Source organism: Pseudomonas sp. P4_C1, assembly GCF_056402155.1.
Map to the genome: position 1 here is coordinate 1 of NZ_JBFUHY010000038.1, position 20,542 is coordinate 20,542.

At 59.5% G+C, this 20,542-nt stretch carries 19 protein-coding genes; 12 read left to right on the plus strand and 7 right to left on the minus strand.

Annotated features, from left to right (window positions below; all coding sequences use genetic code 11):
- Positions 1–409: 409 nt before the first annotated feature.
- The 8 genes from AC1DU9_RS19145 to AC1DU9_RS19180 all read left to right on the plus strand — a co-directional run bounded on the left by AC1DU9_RS19145 (position 410) and on the right by AC1DU9_RS19180 (position 9,607).
- Positions 410–1,720: an ABC transporter substrate-binding protein gene (locus AC1DU9_RS19145; protein WP_477810624.1), complete on the plus strand. Its 1,311-nt coding sequence runs from the start codon at positions 410–412 to the stop codon at positions 1,718–1,720.
- A gap of 180 nt (positions 1,721–1,900) precedes the next feature.
- On the plus strand, positions 1,901–2,800 hold the full coding sequence (locus AC1DU9_RS19150) for a carbohydrate ABC transporter permease (RefSeq protein WP_477810643.1): 900 nt from the start codon (positions 1,901–1,903) through the stop codon (positions 2,798–2,800).
- 8 nt (positions 2,801–2,808) lie between these two features.
- On the plus strand, positions 2,809–3,639 hold the full coding sequence (locus AC1DU9_RS19155; protein ID WP_223458113.1) for a carbohydrate ABC transporter permease: 831 nt from the start codon (positions 2,809–2,811) through the stop codon (positions 3,637–3,639).
- A 156-nt stretch (positions 3,640–3,795) separates the two neighbouring features.
- The gene (locus tag AC1DU9_RS19160; RefSeq protein WP_477810625.1) at positions 3,796–4,899 is read left to right on the plus strand and encodes an ABC transporter ATP-binding protein; all 1,104 of its coding nucleotides are present in this window, start codon (positions 3,796–3,798) and stop codon (positions 4,897–4,899) included.
- Positions 4,900–4,915: 16 nt separating this feature from the next.
- Complete coding sequence (locus AC1DU9_RS19165) at positions 4,916–6,388, plus strand: mannitol dehydrogenase family protein (protein ID WP_477810626.1); 1,473 nt, start codon at positions 4,916–4,918, stop codon at positions 6,386–6,388.
- Positions 6,389–6,574: 186 nt separating this feature from the next.
- Complete coding sequence (gene xylB / locus AC1DU9_RS19170) at positions 6,575–8,071, plus strand: xylulokinase (protein WP_477810627.1); 1,497 nt, start codon at positions 6,575–6,577, stop codon at positions 8,069–8,071.
- A 13-nt stretch (positions 8,072–8,084) separates the two neighbouring features.
- Positions 8,085–9,029: a carbohydrate kinase family protein gene (locus AC1DU9_RS19175; RefSeq protein ID WP_477810628.1), complete on the plus strand. Its 945-nt coding sequence runs from the start codon at positions 8,085–8,087 to the stop codon at positions 9,027–9,029.
- Between the two features lie 311 nt (positions 9,030–9,340).
- On the plus strand, positions 9,341–9,607 hold the full coding sequence (locus AC1DU9_RS19180; RefSeq protein ID WP_477810629.1) for a DUF2790 domain-containing protein: 267 nt from the start codon (positions 9,341–9,343) through the stop codon (positions 9,605–9,607).
- A gap of 97 nt (positions 9,608–9,704) precedes the next feature.
- Here the strand turns inward: AC1DU9_RS19180 and AC1DU9_RS19185 are convergent, their stop codons facing one another.
- The gene (locus AC1DU9_RS19185; protein WP_223458125.1) at positions 9,705–9,971 is read right to left on the minus strand and encodes a DUF1652 domain-containing protein; all 267 of its coding nucleotides are present in this window, start codon (positions 9,969–9,971) and stop codon (positions 9,705–9,707) included.
- Positions 9,972–10,253: 282 nt separating this feature from the next.
- On the opposite strand from AC1DU9_RS19185, the gene eco reads away from it, so the two are divergent.
- A complete protein-coding gene (eco, locus tag AC1DU9_RS19190) occupies positions 10,254–10,736 on the plus strand; it encodes a serine protease inhibitor ecotin (RefSeq protein ID WP_223458127.1) in 483 nt (160 codons plus the stop codon).
- A gap of 30 nt (positions 10,737–10,766) precedes the next feature.
- Here eco and ilvA read toward each other — a convergent pair whose 3' ends face one another.
- From ilvA to lpxO, 4 genes are all read right to left on the minus strand, one after another.
- Entirely contained in the window at positions 10,767–11,780 is a 1,014-nt protein-coding gene (gene ilvA / locus AC1DU9_RS19195) for a threonine ammonia-lyase, biosynthetic (protein WP_223458130.1), read from the minus strand.
- A 207-nt stretch (positions 11,781–11,987) separates the two neighbouring features.
- The gene (locus AC1DU9_RS19200; protein ID WP_477810630.1) at positions 11,988–13,151 is read right to left on the minus strand and encodes a PQQ-dependent sugar dehydrogenase; all 1,164 of its coding nucleotides are present in this window, start codon (positions 13,149–13,151) and stop codon (positions 11,988–11,990) included.
- Between the two features lie 67 nt (positions 13,152–13,218).
- On the minus strand, positions 13,219–13,566 hold the full coding sequence (locus AC1DU9_RS19205) for a hypothetical protein (RefSeq protein ID WP_223458134.1): 348 nt from the start codon (positions 13,564–13,566) through the stop codon (positions 13,219–13,221).
- Between the two features lie 145 nt (positions 13,567–13,711).
- Positions 13,712–14,611 carry a lipid A hydroxylase LpxO gene (gene lpxO, locus AC1DU9_RS19210; protein WP_477810631.1) on the minus strand — a complete coding sequence of 300 codons (900 nt, stop codon included), beginning with the start codon at positions 14,609–14,611 and terminating at the stop codon, positions 13,712–13,714.
- Between the two features lie 375 nt (positions 14,612–14,986).
- On the opposite strand from lpxO, the gene AC1DU9_RS19215 reads away from it, so the two are divergent.
- The 3 genes from AC1DU9_RS19215 to AC1DU9_RS19225 all read left to right on the plus strand — a co-directional run bounded on the left by AC1DU9_RS19215 (position 14,987) and on the right by AC1DU9_RS19225 (position 18,594).
- A complete protein-coding gene (locus AC1DU9_RS19215; protein WP_477810632.1) occupies positions 14,987–16,573 on the plus strand; it encodes an ABC-F family ATPase in 1,587 nt (528 codons plus the stop codon).
- Positions 16,574–16,814: 241 nt separating this feature from the next.
- On the plus strand, positions 16,815–18,011 hold the full coding sequence (locus AC1DU9_RS19220) for an MFS transporter (protein WP_223458140.1): 1,197 nt from the start codon (positions 16,815–16,817) through the stop codon (positions 18,009–18,011).
- Positions 18,012–18,168: 157 nt separating this feature from the next.
- Positions 18,169–18,594 carry a tail fiber domain-containing protein gene (locus tag AC1DU9_RS19225; protein ID WP_223458142.1) on the plus strand — a complete coding sequence of 142 codons (426 nt, stop codon included), beginning with the start codon at positions 18,169–18,171 and terminating at the stop codon, positions 18,592–18,594.
- A gap of 10 nt (positions 18,595–18,604) precedes the next feature.
- Here AC1DU9_RS19225 and AC1DU9_RS19230 read toward each other — a convergent pair whose 3' ends face one another.
- Positions 18,605–19,642, minus strand: coding sequence for an alpha/beta hydrolase family protein (locus AC1DU9_RS19230; RefSeq protein ID WP_223458145.1), 1,038 nt, complete (start codon positions 19,640–19,642; stop codon positions 18,605–18,607).
- A 168-nt stretch (positions 19,643–19,810) separates the two neighbouring features.
- A complete protein-coding gene (locus tag AC1DU9_RS19235; protein ID WP_477810633.1) occupies positions 19,811–20,422 on the minus strand; it encodes an FMN-dependent NADH-azoreductase in 612 nt (203 codons plus the stop codon).
- Positions 20,423–20,542 lie beyond the last annotated feature (120 nt).

The window sequence follows — 20,542 nt, forward strand, 5'->3', positions numbered from 1 at the left end:
CGCAAAACCTGTGGGAGCGAGCTTGCTCGCGATAGCGGACTGTCAGGCAATGCAGGTGTTGGCTATGCGATCGTCATCGTCGGAACGCCGCCCGGAGCAAGCTCGCTCCCACAGGAGTTGCGGTGTTCGAAGCGTTAACTGATCGGCATTAGGGCAAGCCCGCTCCCACAGGTACTCTGCCAGGCCCTGAAACCTGTACGCTTTCAATACTGCCCCACCGCTGAAAAGCCCTTCCCTGTGTCTACCGCCCTAAACTCCAGTGCAAAATAGTATCGATCAAAGTGCGATGGATGATTTGTCTCGCCCTCGATTGAAGGATGTAATCAGTGCACATTCTTCCCTGCGCAGGAAGACACAAAAACAATAACTGTCCTTCTGTAACCCACCGGGTGCAGAAAAGGAGTGCACGATGCAACCCTCGGTAAAAGCTCTGCTTGCCCTCACCTGCATGACCCTCAGCAGCGTCAGCCTTGGCGCCCAGACCCTCACCATCGCCACCGTCAACAACAGCGACATGATCCGCATGCAAAAGCTCTCGAAAACCTTCGAGGCCGACCATCCGGACATCAAGCTCAATTGGGTGGTGCTCGAAGAAAACGTCCTGCGCCAGCGCCTGACCACCGACATCGCCACCCAGGGCGGGCAGTTCGACGTGCTGACCATCGGCATGTACGAAGCCGCACTCTGGGGCGCCAAGGGCTGGCTGGAGCCGATGAAGGATTTGCCGGCCAGCTACGCCCTCGACGATGTGTTCCCCTCGGTGCGCGAAGGCCTGTCGGTCAAAGGCTCGCTGTATGCCCTGCCGTTCTACGCCGAAAGCTCGATCACCTACTACCGCACCGACCTGTTCAAGGGCGCCGGCCTTGGCATGCCCGAGCACCCGACCTGGGAGCAGATCGGTGAATTCGCCGCCAAACTGAACAAACCCGAGCAGGAACAATACGGCATTTGCCTGCGCGGCAAGGCCGGCTGGGGCGAGAACATGGCGCTGATCAGCACTGTCGCCAACGCCTATGGCGCTCGCTGGTTCGATGAACAGTGGCAGCCGGAATTCAACAGCCCCGAGTGGAAAAACGCGCTGAACTTCTACGTCGACACCATGAAGAAATCCGGCCCGCCGGGCGCCTCGAGCAATGGTTTCAATGAAAACCTGGCGTTGTTCAACAGCGGCAAATGCGCGATCTGGGTCGATGCCAGCGTCGCCGGCTCGTTCGTCACCGACAAGGCCCAGAGCAAGGTCACCGATCACGTCGGTTTCACCTATGCGCCGCATCAAGTCACTGACAAGGGCTCGGCCTGGCTGTACTCCTGGGCGCTGGCCATTCCCACCAGCTCTAAAGCCAAGGACGCGGCGAAAACCTTCAGCGCCTGGGCCACCTCCAAGGAGTACAGCGCACTGGTCGCGGAAAAGGACGGCATCGCCAACGTACCGCCGGGCACCCGGGCTTCGACCTACAGCGAGGCATACATGAACGCGGCGCCGTTCGCCAAGGTCACGCTGGAGTCGCTCAAGGCCGCGGACCCGAGCAAGCCGGGCGCCAGGCCGGTGCCTTACATCGGGATTCAGTTGGTGACCATTCCCGAGTTCCAGGGCATTGGTACCCAGGTCGGCAAGTCCTTCTCTGCGGCGCTGATCGGCCAGACCACGGTCGACCAGGCATTGGCGGCGGCCCAACAAACCACCGAACGCGAAATGAAGCGCGCGGGTTATCCCAAGTAACCGGCAGTAGCCTGCCCCTGTTCCTTGTGGGAGCGAGCTTGCTCGCGATGAGGCCATGACATTCAACAGTGATGTCGGCTGACAGATTGCTATCGCGAGCAAGCTCGCTCCCACATTGGATCTTCATAGGTCTGAATGAATCGGTTTAACGCCATGAATATTTCAACTGCCAAAGCTCACATGGACATTGTCCAACCCCAGCGCAAAAGCCGCGTGACCAATCCCGGCTGGTTTCTGGTCAGCCCTTCGGTGGCGTTGCTGCTGCTGTGGATGATCGTACCCCTGGGCATGACCCTCTACTTCTCGACCATCCGCTACAACTTGCTCAATCCCGGCGAGAACGCGTTCGTCGGGCTGGAAAACTTCACTTATTTCCTCACCGATTCGGGCTTCCTGCCCGGCGCCAGCAACACGCTGTTGCTGGTGGGCAGCGTGCTGCTGATCAGTGTGGTGTTCGGTGTGCTGATCAGTGCTTTGCTTGAGGCCAGTGAGTTTTTCGGTCGCGGCATCGTGCGGGTGATGCTGATCTCGCCGTTTTTCATCATGCCCACGGTGGGCGCGCTGATCTGGAAGAACCTGATTTTCCACCCGGTGTCGGGGATTCTCGCCTACGTCTGGAAGCTGTTTGGTGCACAACCGGTGGACTGGCTGGCGCACTACCCGCTGCTGTCGATCATCATCATTGTCTCGTGGCAATGGCTGCCGTTCGCGATCCTGATCCTGATGACCGCCATGCAGTCCCTCGACCAGGAACAGAAAGAAGCCGCGCGCCTGGACGGTGCCGGGCCGATCGCGATTTTCTGGCACCTGACATTGCCACACCTGGCGCGGCCGATTGCGGTGGTGGTGATGATCGAAACCATCTTCCTGCTCTCGGTGTTCGCCGAAATCTTCACCACCACCAACGGCGGCCCCGGCTATGCCTCGACCAACCTCGCCTACCTGATCTACAACCAGGCGCTGGTGCAGTTCGACGTCGGCATGGCCTCGGCGGGCGGTTTGATCGCCGTGCTCATCGCCAACATCGCCGCGATCATTCTGGTGCGAATGATCGGCAAAAACCTGACCGACAAAGCCTGAGGCCTGCCATGACTCTTCAACAATCCCGTCGCCTGCAAAGCCTGCTGCTCGGTACGTTGGCCTGGGCTATCGCGATCCTGATTTTCTTTCCGATCTTCTGGATGGTGCTGACCAGTTTCAAAACCGAAATCGATGCCTTCGCCACGCCGCCGCAGTTCATCTTCATGCCGACGCTGGAGAATTACCTGCACATCAACGAACGCAGCGATTACTTCAGTTTCGCCTGGAACTCGGTGGTGATCTCCTTCAGCGCCACGGCCCTGTGCCTGCTCATCGCGGTGCCGGCGGCCTACTCCATGGCGTTCTACGAAACCCAGCGCACCAGAGGCACGCTGCTGTGGATGCTCTCGACCAAGATGCTGCCGCCGGTGGGCGTGCTGATGCCGATCTATCTGCTGGCCAAGAGTTTCGGTCTGCTCGATACGCGCATTGCGCTGATCGTGATCTACACGCTGATCAACCTGCCGATCGTGGTCTGGATGGTTTACACCTACTTCAAGGACATCCCCAAGGACATCCTCGAAGCCGCGCGCCTGGATGGCGCAACGCTGGCGCAGGAAATGCTCCGGGTGTTGCTGCCCATCGCCAAGGGCGGCCTGGCGTCCACGGTGTTGCTGTCGCTGATCCTGTGCTGGAACGAGGCCTTCTGGTCGCTGAACCTGACCTCGTCGAAGGCCGCACCGCTGACCGCGTTGATTGCCTCGTACTCAAGCCCCGAAGGGCTGTTCTGGGCCAAGTTGTCGGCCGTCTCGACCCTGGCCTGCGCGCCGATCCTGATCTTCGGCTGGATCAGCCAGAAACAACTGGTACGCGGCCTGTCGTTCGGCGCCGTGAAATGAATCCCTGTAGGAGCGAGCCTGCTCGCGATGGGCGTGAACGATAACGCTGGCTGACTGGAAGAATGCGTCGCCTGAAAGTTCATCGCGAGCAGGCTCGCTCCTACAGAAAAGCCCACCCGGTTCAATCTGAATAAAAACACGCGGAGGCCCATCACCATGGCCAACCTGAAAATCAAGAATCTGCAAAAAGGCTTCGAAGGCTTTTCCATCATCAAGGGCATTGACCTGGAAGTGAACGACAAGGAATTCGTGGTCTTCGTCGGCCCGTCGGGCTGCGGCAAATCCACGTTGCTGCGACTGATCGCAGGGCTGGAAGAAGTCAGCGGCGGCACCATCGAACTCGATGGCCGCGACATCACCGAAGTGAGCCCGGCCAAGCGCGACCTGGCGATGGTGTTCCAGACCTACGCCCTGTACCCGCACATGAGCGTGCGCAAGAACATGTCGTTCGCCCTCGACCTGGCCGGCGTGGCAAAAGCCGAAGTGGAGAAGAAGGTCGGCGAAGCGGCGCGCATCCTCGAACTGGGGCCGATGCTGGAGCGCAAGCCCAAGCAACTGTCCGGTGGCCAGCGCCAGCGCGTGGCGATTGGCCGGGCTATCGTACGCAACCCGAAAATCTTCCTGTTCGACGAACCGCTCTCCAATCTCGACGCCGCCCTGCGGGTGCAGATGCGCCTGGAGCTGTTGCGCCTGCACAAAGAACTGCAAGCCACGATGATCTACGTGACTCACGATCAGGTCGAAGCGATGACCATGGCCGACAAAGTGGTCGTACTCAATGGCGGCAAGATCGAGCAAGTCGGCTCGCCGCTGGACCTCTATCACCAGCCGGCCAACCTGTTCGTCGCCGGTTTCCTGGGCACGCCGAAGATGGGCTTCCTCAAGGGCAAGGTCACCCGCACCGACAGTCAGGGCTGCGAAGTGCAACTGGACGCCGGAACCCGCATCAACCTGCCCTTGGGCGGCAGGCAACTGAACGTCGGGAGTGCGGTGACGCTGGGCATCCGCCCCGAGCATCTGGAACTGGCCAAACCCGGCGACTGCACCTTGCAGGTCACCGCCGATGTCAGCGAACGCCTGGGCAGCGACACCTTCTGCCACGTCCTGACCTCGTCCGGCGAAGCCCTGACCATGCGTGTTCGCGGCGATCTGGCCAGCCGTTATGGCGAAACCCTGAGCCTGCACCTGGATGCGCAACACTGCCATTTATTCGATGCCGACGGCGTGGCTCTGACCCGCCCCCTGCGCGTTGCTGCCTGATTTCAGAGAGCCTGCGATGAAACTGAACAAACTGAACCTCAACCGCCTCGCGCCTGAAGTGGTACTGCCCGCCTACGCGTTGGGCGATACCCGCCAAGGCATCGCGCACATCGGCGTGGGTGGATTCCATCGCGCCCACCAGGCGTTTTACACCGATGCACTGATGAACACCGGAGAAGCGCTGGACTGGGCAATCTGTGGTGTCGGCCTGCGCGCCGAGGACCGCCGCGCCCGTGACGATCTCAAGGAGCAGGACTACCTGTTTACCTTGTTCGAGCTTGGTGATAACGACGACACCGAGGTGCGGGTGATCGGGGCAATTCGCGACATGCTGCTGGCCGAGGACGATGCCCAGGCGTTGATCGACAAACTGACCAGTCCCGAGATCCGCATCGTCTCGCTGACCATCACCGAAGGCGGTTACTGCATCGACGACAGCACCGGCGAATTCATGGCGCACTTGCCGCAGATCCAGCATGACCTGGCGCACCCGGAGGCGCCGAAAACCGTGTTCGGTTTCCTCTGTGCCGCACTGGCCAGGCGTCGCGCCGCCGGCACGCCGGCCTTCACCCTGATGTCCTGCGATAACCTGCCGCACAACGGCGCTGTCACCCGTAAGGCCCTGCTGACCTTCGCCGCCTTGCACGACGGCGAACTGCGCGACTGGATCGATGACAACGTCAGTTTCCCCAACGCCATGGTCGACCGCATCACGCCGATGACCAGTTCCCGGCACCGCCTGCAGCTGGCCGACCAGCATGGGCTGGACGATGCCTGGCCAGTGGTTTGCGAACCCTTTGTGCAATGGGTGCTGGAAGACAAGTTCGTCAACGGTCGCCCGGCCTGGGAAAAGGTTGGCGTGCAGTTCACCGACGACGTCACGCCCTACGAAGAAATGAAGATCAAGCTGCTCAACGGCAGTCATCTGGCGCTGACGTACCTGGGATTCCTGAAGGGTTACCGCTTCGTCCATGAGACCATGAACGATCCGCTGTTCGTGCGCTACGTGCGCGCCTACATGGATCTGGACGTGACTCCGCAACTGCCTGCAGTGCCGGGAATCAACCTGACCGAGTACAAAGACACGCTGGTCGCTCGTTTCTCCAATCAGGCGATTGCCGATCAGCTTGAACGGGTGTGTTCGGACGGCTCGTCGAAGTTTCCGAAATTCACCGTGCCAACCATCAATCGCTTGATCGCCGATGGCCGAGAGACCCGGCGCGCAGCGTTGGTGGTGGCGGCGTGGGCGTTGTACCTCAAGGGCGTGGATGAGCATGGCGAGACCTATTCGATACCGGACCCGCGCGCAGCGTTCTGCCAGACGCTGGTGGCCGATCATGTGTTGATTACCCAGCGTTTGTTGGCGGTCGAGGAGATTTTTGGTACGGCGATTCCCCGCTCGGCGGAGTTTGTCGCGGCGTTCGAGTGGTGTTGCAACAGTTTGCGGGATGTGGGGGTGTCACGGACATTGGAACGAGTTTTGGCGTAGGCCCTGCGGTGAATCTGCTGCCGCTATCGCGGGCAAGCCCGCTCCCACAGTTTGGTCACTGTTGTTCACAAATAATGTGTTCGCAGATAAACCCTGTGGGAGCGGGCTTGCCCGCGATAGCGGCCTGACCGTCAGCAGAGATGCTGAATGCTCAACGATATCCACCTGACGATCCAAGGATCCTGCATGACAACCCGACAACTCTTCCTCGGCATCGACTGCGGCACTCAGGGCACCAAAGCCATCATCCTCGACGCGGCAAGTGGTGAAGTACTCGGTCAGGGAGCGTCYGCCCACACGATGATCAGCGGCGCCAATGGCCGTCGTGAACAGGACACCCGGCAGTGGCTGGAAGCCTTCACCACCGCCACCCGCCACGCCTTGCTCGCGGCCAGGGTCGATGGCCAGTCGATCCTCGGCATTGGTGTGTCCGGCCAGCAACATGGTCTGGTGCTGCTCGACGATCAGGGCAAGGTATTGCGCGCGGCCAAGCTCTGGTGCGACACCGAAACCACCCCGGAAAATGACCGCCTGCTGGCGCACCTGGGTGGCGAAAAGGGTTCGCTGGAACGCCTCGGCGTGGTCATCGCGCCGGGCTACACCCTGTCCAAACTGCTATGGACCAAAGAGCAGCATCCCGAGGTGTTTTCCCGCATCGCCCGTATCCTGCTGCCCCACGACTACCTCAACCACTGGCTCACCGGCCGCAGTTGCAGCGAGTACGGTGATGCCTCGGGCACCGGGTATTTCAATGTGCGTACGCGCCAGTGGGATTTGCAATTGTTGCGTGACATCGACCCGAGCGGACGCCTGCAAGCCGCCCTGCCGGAGTTGATCGATGCCCACCAGGCGGTCGGTACGATACTGCCGGGCATTGCCGAACAGCTGGGCATCAACCCGCGGGCACTGGTGTCCAGTGGTGGCGGCGACAACATGATGGGCGCCATTGGCACCGGCAACATCCAGCCCGGGGCGATCACCATGAGCCTCGGTTCGTCGGGTACGGTGTACGCCTATGCCGATCAACCGAACGTCGCCCCGCAAGCGGCGGTTGCCACGTTCTGTTCTTCAAGCGGTGGCTGGCTGCCTTTGATCTGCACCATGAACCTGACCAATGCCACCGGCCTGATTCGTGACCTGCTGGACCTCGACATCGATCAGTTCAACGAGCTCGTTGCCCAGGCGCCGATCGGTGCCGAAGGTGTGAGCATGCTGCCGTTTTTCAACGGTGAGCGGGTGCCTGCCCTGCCCCATGCCAGCGGCAGCCTGTCGGGCCTGACCATGACCAATCTGACCCGGGCCAATCTGTGCCGCGCAGTGGTCGAAGGCACGACGTTCGGTTTGCGTTACGGACTGGACCTGCTACGCCGCAATGGCTTACAAAGCCGCAGCATAAGGCTGATCGGCGGTGGTTCGAAAAGTGCGGTCTGGCGGCAAATCGTCGCCGACATCATGAATACACCGGTGATCTGCACCGAACAAAGCGAGGCCGCAGCCCTCGGTGCGGCGATTCAGGCGGCCTGGTGCGTATCCCGGGCGAACGGGCACGAAGACAGCCTGGCGGACTTGTGCGAGCGCTGCGTGAAACTCGACCCGGCCAGTGAAACCCTGCCGGTCGCCGACAATGTACAAGCCTGTCAGCAGGCTTATGAACGCTATCAACAGCATGTCGCAACCCTTTGAAGAGTGAACAACTATGTACCTGGTGTGTGGCGAAGCGCTGTTCGATTTTTTCAGTGAAAACGACGCCAGCGGTCTGGCTTCCAAAGTGAATTTCAAAGCCATTGCCGGTGGTTCGCCGTTCAATGTGGCGGTGGGCTTGCGCCGCTTGGGCGTGGACGCGGCGCTGTTGGCCGGGTTGTCCACCGACTACCTGGGCCGGCGCCTGCTGCAAGTGTTGCAAGATGAAGGCGTGCGCCAGGACTACCTGCTGGACTTCGCCGCGCCGACCACCCTGGCGATGGTCGCGGTCGGGGCCAATGGCTCGCCGCAGTACAGCTTCCGTGGCGAAGGCTGCGCGGATCGACAATTGCAACCGGAGCACCTGCCGGCGCTCGGGCCTGAAGTGCGCGGCCTGCATATCGGCTCGTTTTCCCTGGTGGTGCAGCCGATTGCCGACACGCTATTGGCCCTGGTGCGCCGGGAAAGTGGCAAGCGCCTGATCAGCCTCGATCCGAACGTGCGCCTGAATCCGCAGCCGGACATTGACCTGTGGCGTGCGCGGATCGCGACGCTGGTGGAGCTGGCTGACCTGATCAAGGTCAGCGACGAGGACCTGCATCTGCTGTATCCCGACCAGGATCCGGCGCGGGTAATCGAAGGCTGGTTGCAACACCGCTGTCAGCTGGTGTTCCTGACCCGGGGTGGCGAAGGCGCCAGCGTGTTCAGCCGGGCTCATGGCTCGTGGTCGGCTCCCGCCCGTTCGGTAAAAATCGCCGACACCGTAGGCGCGGGCGATACCTTTCAGGCGGCGCTGATTACCTGGCTGACCGAACAGCAGCTGGATTCGGTGGACGGTGTGAAGCAACTTGGCCGCGAGCAGATCGACCGCATGCTGAAGTTCGCGGTGCAGGCGGCGGCGTTGACGTGCAGCAAGACTGGGCCGGATTTGCCTTATCGGCAGCAGTTGGAGTTGCACTGACACTGATGTCCTCATCGCGAGCAAGCTCGCTCCCACAGGGTTCCGGGTCGTCCACAGCATTTGTGTCCACCCTTTGGCACTGTGGGAGCGAGCCTGCTCGCGATGACTTTCCATCAGGCGCCCGATGGTCTTAACTGATACACAGGATCGCGCATCCGCAACAGGCGGCGTTTAGCCGGGTTAACCCTCGTTTAACCGTGCGATCCGACACTTCACTGGACCGCACGCCCTCAGACTGTTCTGACGCCCAGTGCGGCAAGTTCGACAAGCCACACATCGAACTGACTTTCCGTCCGCACCGGAGATCGCTGATGAACACTCGTACCCTGCTGGTTGCCACCGCCTTCGCCTGCGCTGCGTTTGCCGGCCTGGCTCAGGCCAATGACACCACTGACTCTCAAGCCGTGCCCTATCACTACGGCATGCCATTGCATGTCAGCAAAGTGATTTCACTGACCGAGCCGGACACCCTTGAGTGCAAAGTGGTAGATGCCCAGATGAAGTACATCGATGACAGGGGAAAACCCGCAGAGATTACTTACCGTAAACTTTCCGACGCCTGCGAGAACCAGGGCTGACCGAAAAGTCTGATTTGCTGGCGGTTGCCGTTGAACTGGCGCTGGGCCTGGCGTTCTTCCAGACCCGGCGCGTGTCCGTGGAACTCGAAACAGCAAGCTAGAGCGCTTTGCCCAGCATCGAGTGTGGCTCGACGTCTACGTGATGCTGTCTGGAGCGCAGTTGGGCAATCAACTCGTTTATTTCCCGACAACCATTGAGCCCGGAGGCATCGATGCCGGTGACCAATAGATCCAGATGATCGGTTTGACCGTCGGCATAGACCTTGACGGTCATGGACAGATCCGGTGACAGCGTGCACTGGCAGCGCTTGGGTAGAAAACTGCTTTCGATGATGTTGCGAATTTCCAAGGCAGAAAGAAACATGGCGACTCCCTCCTATGTGAGACTGCCAATGACGGTCAATGCTCGCTCATATGGAATCCCGGCAAGCTTCAAGGACAGCTACAGCATAAATCATGCTCCGGATTTCGCTGTGCAGTTCATCGGCAATTCATGGGTTCAGGCAAGTCACCTGTAAAGCCTGCCATGCAGTTCGCAATAAACACACCTTGTAACCCTGCAATCTGCATGCTGGGCGCCACGGGTTTGCCTTCACTGCACACGGCAGTGAGAATGCCGACCTTCACTTCAAGCAAGGAGGCAACCATGAGTTCTTTGACTACACACGCGACACTCGGGCTATTCGCTCTCGGACTGACGGGCCTGGCACACGCCGCCAAACTCGAAGACACCGCGCCCTATCCGAAGGCCGAAAGCGGGTTTACCCGCCAGGTGATCCACCTCGCGCCACAGCCCCGGGAAAACGACTTCCAGGTCGAGATCCTGGCCGGCAAGATGATGACAGTCGACTGCAATAACCCGCGTCTGGGCGGCATTCTCGAGGAGAAGAACCTCGAGGGCTGGGGCTACCCGTTCTATCGCCTGGAAAAAGTCATTGGCCCGATGAGCACGCTGATGGCCTGCCCGGACGGCACGCGCAAACAGGATTTTGTACCGGTGGTCGGTGACGGCTTCCTGCTGCGTTACAACAGCAAACTGCCGCTCGTACTGTACGTACCCAAGGACATCGAAGTGCGCTACCGAATCTGGTCGGCATCGAACAAGGTCGAGAAAGCCGTTCAGGAATAACCGGTCATCCGCTATCGGCCTGCCCTCGCGTCATGCCGGAGCGCCACTCAACGCAGCTCGCTCGGCCACATGCCCCAGGCTGTCGAAATTGATGTTGGCACCCGAGTCGATGGCGACCAGGGTCTGACCACGAGCGCCGCTCTGTGCCACGTACTTCTTGATTCCGGCCACCGCCAGCGCACCGGAAGGTTCGGTGATCGAGCGGGTATCGTCGTAGATATTCTTGATCGCGGCGCAAAGCTCATCGTTGCTGACCGTCACCACCTCATCGACGCAAAACCGGCAAACCTCAAACCCGTAAGCGCCGATCTGCGCCACCGCCACCCCGTCGGCGAAGGTGCCGACGCTGGGCAGGATAACTCGCTCACCGGCCAGCAACGCAGCTTGCAGGCACGCGGAATGCTCCGACTCGACGCCGATGATGCGCACCTGCGGTCGCAAGTATTTGACGTAAGCGGCGATGCCCGCGATCAGCCCCCCGCCACCCACCGGCACGAAGATCGCATCCAGCGGCCCTTGATGCTGGCGCAGGATTTCCATGGCCACCGTGCCTTGGCCGGCGATCACTTGCGGGTCGTCGAAAGGCGAAACAAAGGTGCGACCGGTTTCCCGGGCCAGGTCCAGCGCATAGGCCAGGGCAAACGGAAAACTTTCGCCGTGCAATACCGCATCGGCGCCGCGACTGCGCACCCCGATGACCTTCAATTGCGGCGTCGTACAGGGCATGACGATGGTGGCGTCGATCCCCAACTCCCGTGCCGCCAGCGCCACGCCCTGCGCATGATTGCCTGCAGAAGCCGTGACCACGCCGCGAGCCTTTTGCGCTTCGCTCAGCTGCACCAGCTTGTTGTAGGCGCCGCGGATCTTGAAGGAAAAGGTCGGTTGCAAGTCTTCGCGCTTGAGCAGGACCTGGTTGCCCAAGGCTTCAGACAAGGCCGGCGCCGCTTGCAACGGCGTGCGCACCGCCAGTTCATACACCGGCGCGGCAAGGATCTTTTTGACGTAGCGTTCAAGCAGGGCTTGCTGATCGGTTGTAAAACTCATTGTCGTCTCCTGACGTTGATCGGGGCCCGGGAGACAGAAAGTAAAAACCCGCCTCGAGGGCGGGTTGGGTACTGCAGCCGTGAGCTAGCCCGCCAAATGAGGAATGGCGGTAATAATGCTTGGCTGGCAGCGCAATACAGTGGAAGTCATGGCTCGAAATTAGCCGGGTGCTGATGGCAAGTCAATGGCAAGTTTTTGTAGAGGTCTTTAGTCAGCCGGCAGCTTCAACCCGACTTTGTAAACGCCACCGTTCTCCTCATCGGTCAACACATACAAATAGCCATCCGGCCCCTGCCGCACATCGCGAATGCGTTTTTTCAACTCCCCGAGCAAGCGCTCCTCGTGCACGACCTTGTCGCCATCGAACTCCAGGCGGATCAGTTCCTGGCTGACCAACGCGCCGATAAACACGTTGCGCTGCCAGGCCTTGAAACGGTCGGCATCGTAGAACGCCATGCCACTCAGGCCCGGGGATTTTTCCCAGACATGGTTCGGGGCAACGGTGCCTTCGACGGTATCCCCCCTGGCTTCGGGAATCGGTTGACCGGAGTAGTTGATGCCATGGGTCGCCAGCGGCCAGCCGTAATTCTTGCCACGCTCGATGATGTTGATTTCATCGCCACCCCGGGGGCCGTGTTCGTTTTCCCACAGCGTGCCGTTCCACGGGTTGAGCGCCGCGCCTTGCGGATTGCGCTGCCCGTAGGACCAGATCTCCGGGCGCACGTTGGCTTGGCCGACAAAGGGGTTGTCCTTTGGCACCGTGCCGTCCGGGTAGATCCGCACCACTTTGCCCTGCAGTTTGTCGAGGTCCTGGGCGGTCGGGCGGTCGTTGTTTTCCCCCAGGGTCACGAACAGGTAGCCGTCGCGATCGAACACCAGCCGCGAGCCGAAATGGTAGCCCACCGAGAGTTTGGGTTCCTGACGCAGGATCACGTGGAAATCCTTGAGCGCCGTCATATCGTCGGAGAGCCGGCCGCGCCCCACCGCAGTACCGGCCTTGTTATCCTCACCACCCCCTTCGGCATAGGACAGATAGACCGTCCGGTCCTGCTTGAAATCCGGTGACAACGCCACGTCGAGCAAGCCGCCCTGCCCCTTGGCCCAGACCGTCGGCACGCCATTGAGCGGTGCTGACAGCTTGCCGTCGGCGGTCACCAGTCGCAGGTTGCCGGGCCGTTCGGTCACCAGCATGCCTTTACGATCCGGCAGGAATGCCAGGGCCCATGGGTGCTCCAGCCCCGTCACGACGGGGGTGACCTCGAGGGTGCCTTCTTCGCTTTTCATCGTCTGGGCGGGCGCGGCAAGCACAGGAACAGCAGCGCTGATCAATACGCTGGCACAGAGGGCTGCCAATAGGTTTTTGCGCAACATGCAGGATTCCTTTTCCGATGAACATGAGGTTTCGTGAAAAGTAACGGGCAGAGGTGACGCCTGCCACTCATCGGTTGTCGGTGCCGGTGTCTCGCGGGGCAGGATTGGGAATGAATTTCGGTGGGCTGGCGGGAGCGGTCCGGTCGGGATAGCGATTACCGATGCCACCGTTGTCCAGCGTCGGCGAGCGCGGGACCGGCACGGTATTGGGTCCGCGTATGGCCGGGGCGCCGGGTTGAGTGCCTTGCATGCTGTTGGGGTTGGCCCGGTTAATCGGACTGCTGTAAGGATTGTTGTTGGTACGGCCCGGCAGGTTCTGGGCCAATTGCCACGAAACAGAGGCATCGGCCCGGGCCAGTGGGCCCAATACGCCACTCAAGACCAGCACAATGGCGCCAAACACGTATCGGTTCATGGGGTGCCTCTCTACGTCGCGCGGATAAGGACTTCGATACCACGCTACGCCCGGGGTTCGGTTTTGTTAACAAAAACCTCCCCGGCAAGATGTAACAGGCTGGATGTTCCGGCCTCATCGTCGGAACGCCGCCCGAATACACCCTTCAAATCAGAATAAAGACCACCAGCAGCCCGGCAAGGATCGACCACTTTTCGAGGTAGTAAAGCTTGCGGTTGCGCCTTTTCAGCTCCTTGCCGCGCAGGCGAAGCTTGTAGATCTTGCTGAACAGAAGGTTAAGCCCGCCCGTCCTGTCTCCGTCCTCGTTCGGCGCACCTGCCGCCGACATGACAGTGCGGCTGAACCAGCGATTGAATGCCGCTGCCCAGCGATACTTCATCGGCCGCTCGACGTCGCAAAACAAGATGATGCGATTGTGCGCCGTGGTGTTCTCTGCGTAATGAATGTAGGTCTCATCGAACATCACCGCTTCGCCATCGCGCCAATGGTAGTGCTGGCCATCGACATTGATGTAGCAACCTTCAGCGTTGGGTGTGTCCAGTCCGAGGTGATAACGGTACGAACCGGCGTACGGATCGCGATGGCGCACCAGTCTGGAGCCCGGGGGCAGCTCGGCGAACATCGCCGCCTTGATCGAGCCAATGCCCTGCACCAGCTCAGTGGTGCGCGGGCAGAGTTTCATGGCCGACGGGTGGCTGTCGCCATACCACTTGAGATAGAAGCGCTTCCAGCCGGTCTTGAAAAACGAGTTGAAACCGACGTCATCGTATTGATTCGAACGCTTGATCTCGCCGGCGTGAAGCAAGTTCCGGCCTTCGGCACGGATTTCTTCCCAATGCGCCYGCAGCGGGCTCAGGTCGGGAAAGTCGGCCGGGTCGAGATAAGGCTTGTTGGGGGTTTTCGAAAACAGATAAAGAAAGCAATTGATCGGCGCCAGAAACGTCGAGTGATCACTCAACTGGCGACCCAGCTTGTGGCGCACCTGACCGCGCAGGTGGACATACGCAATGGAGACAACGTAGATAACGGCAATGATGAGTTTCACGGAAATCGTCACAGGTTGGAAATAAACAAACAGCGCCCTCCCGGGTCTTGTGCAGCGACTGATTACGAAACAGCGGCCCCTTAGTACAATCGAGCCTTGCCGATGGTCGGTTTCCGGCTGTTGGATGGCATTTTAGCCACAGTTTGTAACCAATAGTTAACCTGCAACTGCGAAAATGTGTCCGCAAAATCCGCCAAAGCGTTGCAGTGATCTCAACGCCCTATCGTTTAAAGAGCCAGACCAGTACAATTGCCGCCAAACTTTACGTGCCTCTTCGCTGATGACGGGAAAACCCGCTTTCAGCGCACTTTGATTCGGGTCAAGCGCGGTACTGCCGCAACCCTGGCTACTCTGAATGCTTCGCAGGAAAAACCTTTGATTTCTACAGCTAACATCACGATGCAGTTCGGCGCCAAGCCGCTCTTCGAAAACGTTTCGGTCAAGTTCAACGGTGGCAACCGTTACGGTCTGATCGGCGCCAACGGTTGCGGCAAGTCGACCTTCATGAAGATTCTCGGCAATGACCTCGAGCCGTCCGGCGGCCAGGTCATGCTGGAACCGAACGTGCGCCTGGGTAAATTGCGCCAGGACCAGTTCGCCTACGAAGAATTCACCGTGATCGACACCGTGATCATGGGTCACGAAGAGCTGTGGAAGGTCAAGGCCGAGCGCGACCGCATTTACTCGCTGCCGGAAATGAGCGAAGAAGACGGCATGGCCGTGGCCGAGCTGGAAACCGAGTTCGCCGAAATGGACGGCTACACCGCCGAATCCCGTGCCGGCGAACTGCTGCTGGGCCTGGGTATTCCTCTGGAACAGCATTTCGGTCCGATGTCCGAAGTGGCTCCGGGCTGGAAACTGCGGGTGTTGCTGGCCCAGGCACTGTTCTCTGATCCGGAAGTGCTGTTGCTCGACGAACCGACCAACCACCTGGACATCAACACCATCCGCTGGCTGGAAACGATCCTCAAGGCGCGTAACAGCACCATGATCATCATTTCCCACGACCGTCACTTCCTTAACAGCGTCTGCACCCACATGGCCGACCTGGACTACGGTGAGTTGCGCCTGTTCCCGGGCAACTACGACGAGTACATGACCGCGGCGACCCAGTCCCGTGAGCAACTGCTGTCGGACAACGCCAAGAAGAAAGCGCAGATCTCCGAACTGCAGACCTTCGTCAGCCGCTTCTCGGCCAACGCCTCGAAAGCCAAGCAGGCCACCTCCCGCGCCAAGCAGATCGACAAGATCCAGCTGGCCGAAGTCAAGCCATCGAGCCGCGTCAGCCCGTTCATCCGCTTCGAGCAAACCAAAAAGCTGCACCGCCAGGCCGTGACCATCGAGCAGATGTCCAAGGGCTTCGACGGCAAGACCCTGTTCAAGAACTTCAGCTTCACCGTCGAAGCCGGCGAACGCGTGGCGATCATCGGCCCGAACGGTATCGGCAAGACCACCCTGCTGCGCACCCTGATGGGTGAGCTGACACCGGACGCCGGTTCCGTGAAATGGACCGAAAGCGCGGAGCTGGGCTACTACGCCCAGGACCACGCCCACGACTTCGAAGACGACGTCAGCCTGTTCGACTGGATGGGCCAGTGGACCCAGGGCGAGCAGATCATTCGCGGCACCCTGGGCCGGATGCTGTTTTCCAACGACGAGATCCTCAAGTCGGTCAAGGTGATTTCCGGTGGTGAACAAGGTCGTATGCTGTTCGGCAAGCTGATCCTGCAAAAGCCGAACGTGCTGGTGATGGACGAACCGACCAACCACCTGGACATGGAATCCATCGAGTCGCTGAACCTGGCGCTGGAGAACTATCCGGGCACGCTGATCTTCGTCAGCCACGACCGTGAGTTCGTATCGTCCCTGGCCACCCGCATCATCGAGTTGAGCCCTAACGGCGTAACCGACTTCAGCGGCACCTACGACGATTACCTGCGCAGCCAGGGTGTGGTGTTCTAAGGGCAGCCACAAGCCTTTAGTTGCAAGCTTCAAGTGAAAAGCCCTGTCCTGGTGACGGGGCTTTTTGCATTCCGGGCCAAGGTTTCTTGTAGGTGCATAAATTATCGCGATCCGACTTGCTCGCGATGAGGCCATGAGGAACAGCGATAATGTCACGGCAAAAGTAGTTAGCCTGCTTTCTTTTATCCCAACGCCGCGCCATGATGCAGCTCTCCCAACCGCCGCCCGCGAACGAGCCCTCATGTCTGTGCAGCAAGTGTCTCCGCAAAGCTCCATGGCGATCACCCTGCAGATCGTCTCCATCGTCTTCTATACCTTCATCGCCTTCCTCTGTATCGGTTTGCCGATTGCGGTACTGCCGGGTTACGTCCACGAGCAGCTCGGGTTCAGCGCCATCGTGGCCGGGCTGACCATCGGCTCGCAATACCTCGCCACCCTGCTCAGCCGGCCCATGGCCGGGCGAATGTCCGACAGCGTAGGCACCAAGCGCGCAATCATTTATGGCCTGTCGGGGATTGTATTAAGCGGCGTGCTGACCTGGCTGTCGGTGTTGTTGCAAAGCTTGCCGCTGCTCAGCCTTCTAATCCTGCTCGTTGGCCGCCTGTTACTCGGCATCGCTCAGGGACTGATCGGCGTAGGCACCATCAGTTGGTGCATGGGTCAGGTAGGCGCTGAACACACCGCCCGGTCGATCTCCTGGAACGGCATCGCGTCCTATGGCGCCATTGCCATTGGTGCGCCCCTGGGCGTGGTGATGGTTCAGCAGCTGGGTTTCGCCAGCCTCGGCATTGCCCTGTCGCTGCTCGCCTTGGCCGCACTGCTGCTGATTCGCAACAAACCCTCGGTGCCGGTGGTACGCGGTGAACGTCTGCCGTTCCGGGCGGTGTTCGGGCGCATTGCGCCGTTTGGCGCGAGTCTGAGCCTGGCTTCCATCGGCTATGGCACCCTGACGACCTTTATTACCTTGTATTACGTCAATCGCGGGTGGACGGGGGCGGCATACTGCCTGACTGTGTTCGGCGTGTGTTTCATTCTGTCGCGCCTGCTGTTCATTTCCAGCATCAACCGCTTTGGTGGATTCACTTCAGCCATTGCCTGCATGTGCATCGAAACGGTTGGCCTGGTTTTGCTGTGGCTGGCCCCTTCGACCAGGTATGCATTGATCGGTGCAGGGCTGACCGGATTCGGCCTTTCGCTGGTGTACCCGGCGCTGGGTGTCGAGGCGATCAAACAGGTGCCTAATTCCAGTCGGGGTGCGGGTTTGAGTGCCTATGCCGTGTTTTTCGACCTGGCATTGGCAATTGCCGGCCCGCTGATGGGAGCGGTGGCGTTGAATCTTGGCTATCCATGGATTTTCTTTTTCGCGGCATTGCTGTCAGTGACAGGGTTGGGCCTGACATTGCTGCTATCGCGCCGAGCCGTCGGCATTGCAAGTTAAAACCAATCTAGAATAGTTACGGCTTGTTAAAACATTTCAAAATACATACAGAAGGCAATATCCAGTTTAACTTAATGCACAGTGCCATTATTGTTATAACTATTAATTTTGACAAAATCCAACGAGGTCGCCCCGATAACTAATAAAGGAACAAATAATGCGCATTCTGCCTCTAGCCCTTCTGGCACCCACTCTGATGCTTTCCCTTTACACCACTGCACAGGCGGAAAATACCGCCCAACAACAGATTTGCCACAACGGTAAATGCTGGGACCTTGGCGATATTGGCAGCGAATGCTGTCCATTCAGCGATGAAAAACTGAAAACCAATATCCAGCGCCTGGAAAGCCCGACGGAGAACCTTCTTAAACTTCGCGGTGTAACATTCAACTGGAAACAAAATGACAAAGCTGACATAGGCCTGATTGCCCAGGACGTCCAGAAAGTTTACCCACAGTTGGTGCGCACTGACAACGATCGCCTGCAAGTGGATTATCAGAAACTCGTCGCTCCGCTGATTGAATCGGTCCGTGAATTGAATGCCAGAGTTCAGACTCTGGAAACAGCCTTGGCTAACAAGTAACTCACTTCACCTATTGATCGGCAGTCTGCATCCCGGCCCGGGTTTCCCGACCCAGGGTGCGCGAGAAGAAACTTCCAGCCTCGGAAATCAGATTGCGGTGTATGTCTTGCCGATCGACGCCATCCGCATCGGTGCACAGCGCGGGCATGATCACGATCTGCTCGTCATTGCACGGCGCCATGAAGACGAAGTGCCCTGCCCCGGCCAGTAGCTTGAAGTCAGGCGCCGTCGGCAGTTTGCGCGCCAACGCCGCGGCGTTCTTGTCAAAGGCCACCAGTTTGTCGCCATCGCCGCTGTAAAGCAGTACCGGCACATGCACGTCGGCCAGAGTGTGGCGGCCGAATTTCAGGCTCAACGGCGCCATCAGCATCAAGGCGTGAACGCGAGGATCGGCCACCGGTTGCAGGTCGTCGCGGTCGACAATCAGTTCACCCTGGGTGTTGCAGGCATCGCGGTCATCCGGCCGCTCCTGGCAGTAACGCCGCAGGCGATCCAGATCCGGGGTGGCACCGGACAGAATCAATGCGGTCTCGCCACCGGCCGAGTAACCGATGACCCCCACTTGATCGGCATTGACGAACGGCGACAGCATACGGTCGCCCAAGGTGGCGGTAATGGCTTCGGAAATCTGGATCGGCCGGCCGTACAGGTTACTCAAAGTACCGAGACGACTGTGATCCCTGGAGTTGTCGCCGGGGTGAATCACTGCCACCACGACAAAACCTTTTCGCGCCAGCGACGTGGCGAGATCGTGCAAGGCCAGTGGAGTGCCGGTGTTACCGTGGGACAGCATCAGCATCGGGAACCGGCCAATGGCGATTTTGGTGTCCTCCCCGGCTTCGACGGTGTAACCCTCGAGCTTGCTGGTGTGCTCCCAATCACTGGACGGATAGAAGGCGATGGCGCGCATCGGCTGCAGGTCCAGTGGGTCGAGAAAAGTCATCTCATGGAAGCCGACGCTCCAGTGAGGATGCGGCGCAGGCGCGGCGTGCACTGTATTCAGGCTGCTGAGCAGGCAAATCAGCAAAGTTGCACAAAGACGCACCATGGGATGCCCCACCTGTTACCGGACTTGAGACCTAAGCCATCGACTGCATAAGTCGGGCCACAATCTGAAACGACCAGAAACAAAAAACTCCGTAGCTGGTACTTGCGTAACCAGACTACAGAGTTTTTTGGGGCTTTACCTGAACGGTTGCTTACTTTTACGCAAGCCTTACGCTGCGGCGAACAACTGCTCGCTGATCTGCGTGTGAGCGTCGCTCATGGCTTTGTTGCRCACGTCGTCACCGTAAGCCAGGCCTTCGGCGCGGACGATTTCGATGTCGGTGATGCCAATGAAACCGAACAGCAACTTCAAATACTCTTCGTGGGCAACACCGGTTGCCTGACCGGCGTGCATGCCGCCTGAAGTCGAGACGATCACCACTTTCTTGCCGCCGCACAGGCCTTCAGGGCCGGCTTCGGTGTAACGGAAGGTCTGGCCGGCTACCGCGATGCGGTCGATCCAGGCCTTCAGTTGAGTCGGGATGGTGAAGTTGTACATCGGTGCGGCAATCACCACGGCATCGGCAGCCAGGAATTCGGCCAGGGTCGAGGCGCTCAGTTCGGCTTCGTGCTGTTGTGCAGCGTTGCGCAGCTCAGCGGTGGTGCCTGCAGCGACCAGGGTGGTGGCGGAAAAGTGGCTGAGCGCGTCGGCCGCCAGGTCGCGGTAAGTCACAACAGCAGTAGGCTCGGCGGCTTGCCAGGCTTTGACGACTTCGCCGCTCAACTGACGGGAAGCCGAATTGTCGCCCAGGATGCTCGAATCGATATGCAGCAGTTTCATGTGGGATCTCCAGGTGAGGATCGCCCACAAGGGCGATCTGATGGAACTAATCCTACAGACGAAACCAATAGCTGATTAGACGGCAATAATGCGATAGTTCGTCTCACAGATAGAACAATC

What these genes read in the sequence shown, in the direction of transcription:
- AC1DU9_RS19155 (WP_223458113.1), top strand. Translation starts at nt 2,809, where the DNA reads ATGACTCTTCAACAATCCCGTCGCCTGCAAAGCCTGCTGCTCGGTACG.
- AC1DU9_RS19185 (WP_223458125.1), bottom strand. Translation starts at nt 9,971, where the DNA reads ATGTTTCTTTCTGCCTTGGAAATTCGCAACATCATCGAAAGCAGTTTT.
- AC1DU9_RS19200 (WP_477810630.1), bottom strand. Translation starts at nt 13,151, where the DNA reads ATGTTGCGCAAAAACCTATTGGCAGCCCTCTGTGCCAGCGTATTGATC.
- AC1DU9_RS19205 (WP_223458134.1), bottom strand. Translation starts at nt 13,566, where the DNA reads ATGAACCGATACGTGTTTGGCGCCATTGTGCTGGTCTTGAGTGGCGTA.
- AC1DU9_RS19230 (WP_223458145.1), bottom strand. Translation starts at nt 19,642, where the DNA reads ATGGTGCGTCTTTGTGCAACTTTGCTGATTTGCCTGCTCAGCAGCCTG.
- AC1DU9_RS19220 (WP_223458140.1), top strand. Translation starts at nt 16,815, where the DNA reads ATGTCTGTGCAGCAAGTGTCTCCGCAAAGCTCCATGGCGATCACCCTG.
- AC1DU9_RS19145 (WP_477810624.1), top strand. Translation starts at nt 410, where the DNA reads ATGCAACCCTCGGTAAAAGCTCTGCTTGCCCTCACCTGCATGACCCTC.
- AC1DU9_RS19180 (WP_477810629.1), top strand. Translation starts at nt 9,341, where the DNA reads ATGAACACTCGTACCCTGCTGGTTGCCACCGCCTTCGCCTGCGCTGCG.
- AC1DU9_RS19225 (WP_223458142.1), top strand. Translation starts at nt 18,169, where the DNA reads ATGCGCATTCTGCCTCTAGCCCTTCTGGCACCCACTCTGATGCTTTCC.
- AC1DU9_RS19165 (WP_477810626.1), top strand. Translation starts at nt 4,916, where the DNA reads ATGAAACTGAACAAACTGAACCTCAACCGCCTCGCGCCTGAAGTGGTA.
- ilvA (WP_223458130.1), bottom strand. Translation starts at nt 11,780, where the DNA reads ATGAGTTTTACAACCGATCAGCAAGCCCTGCTTGAACGCTACGTCAAA.
- AC1DU9_RS19175 (WP_477810628.1), top strand. Translation starts at nt 8,085, where the DNA reads ATGTACCTGGTGTGTGGCGAAGCGCTGTTCGATTTTTTCAGTGAAAAC.
- eco (WP_223458127.1), top strand. Translation starts at nt 10,254, where the DNA reads ATGAGTTCTTTGACTACACACGCGACACTCGGGCTATTCGCTCTCGGA.
- AC1DU9_RS19160 (WP_477810625.1), top strand. Translation starts at nt 3,796, where the DNA reads ATGGCCAACCTGAAAATCAAGAATCTGCAAAAAGGCTTCGAAGGCTTT.
- AC1DU9_RS19150 (WP_477810643.1), top strand. Translation starts at nt 1,901, where the DNA reads ATGGACATTGTCCAACCCCAGCGCAAAAGCCGCGTGACCAATCCCGGC.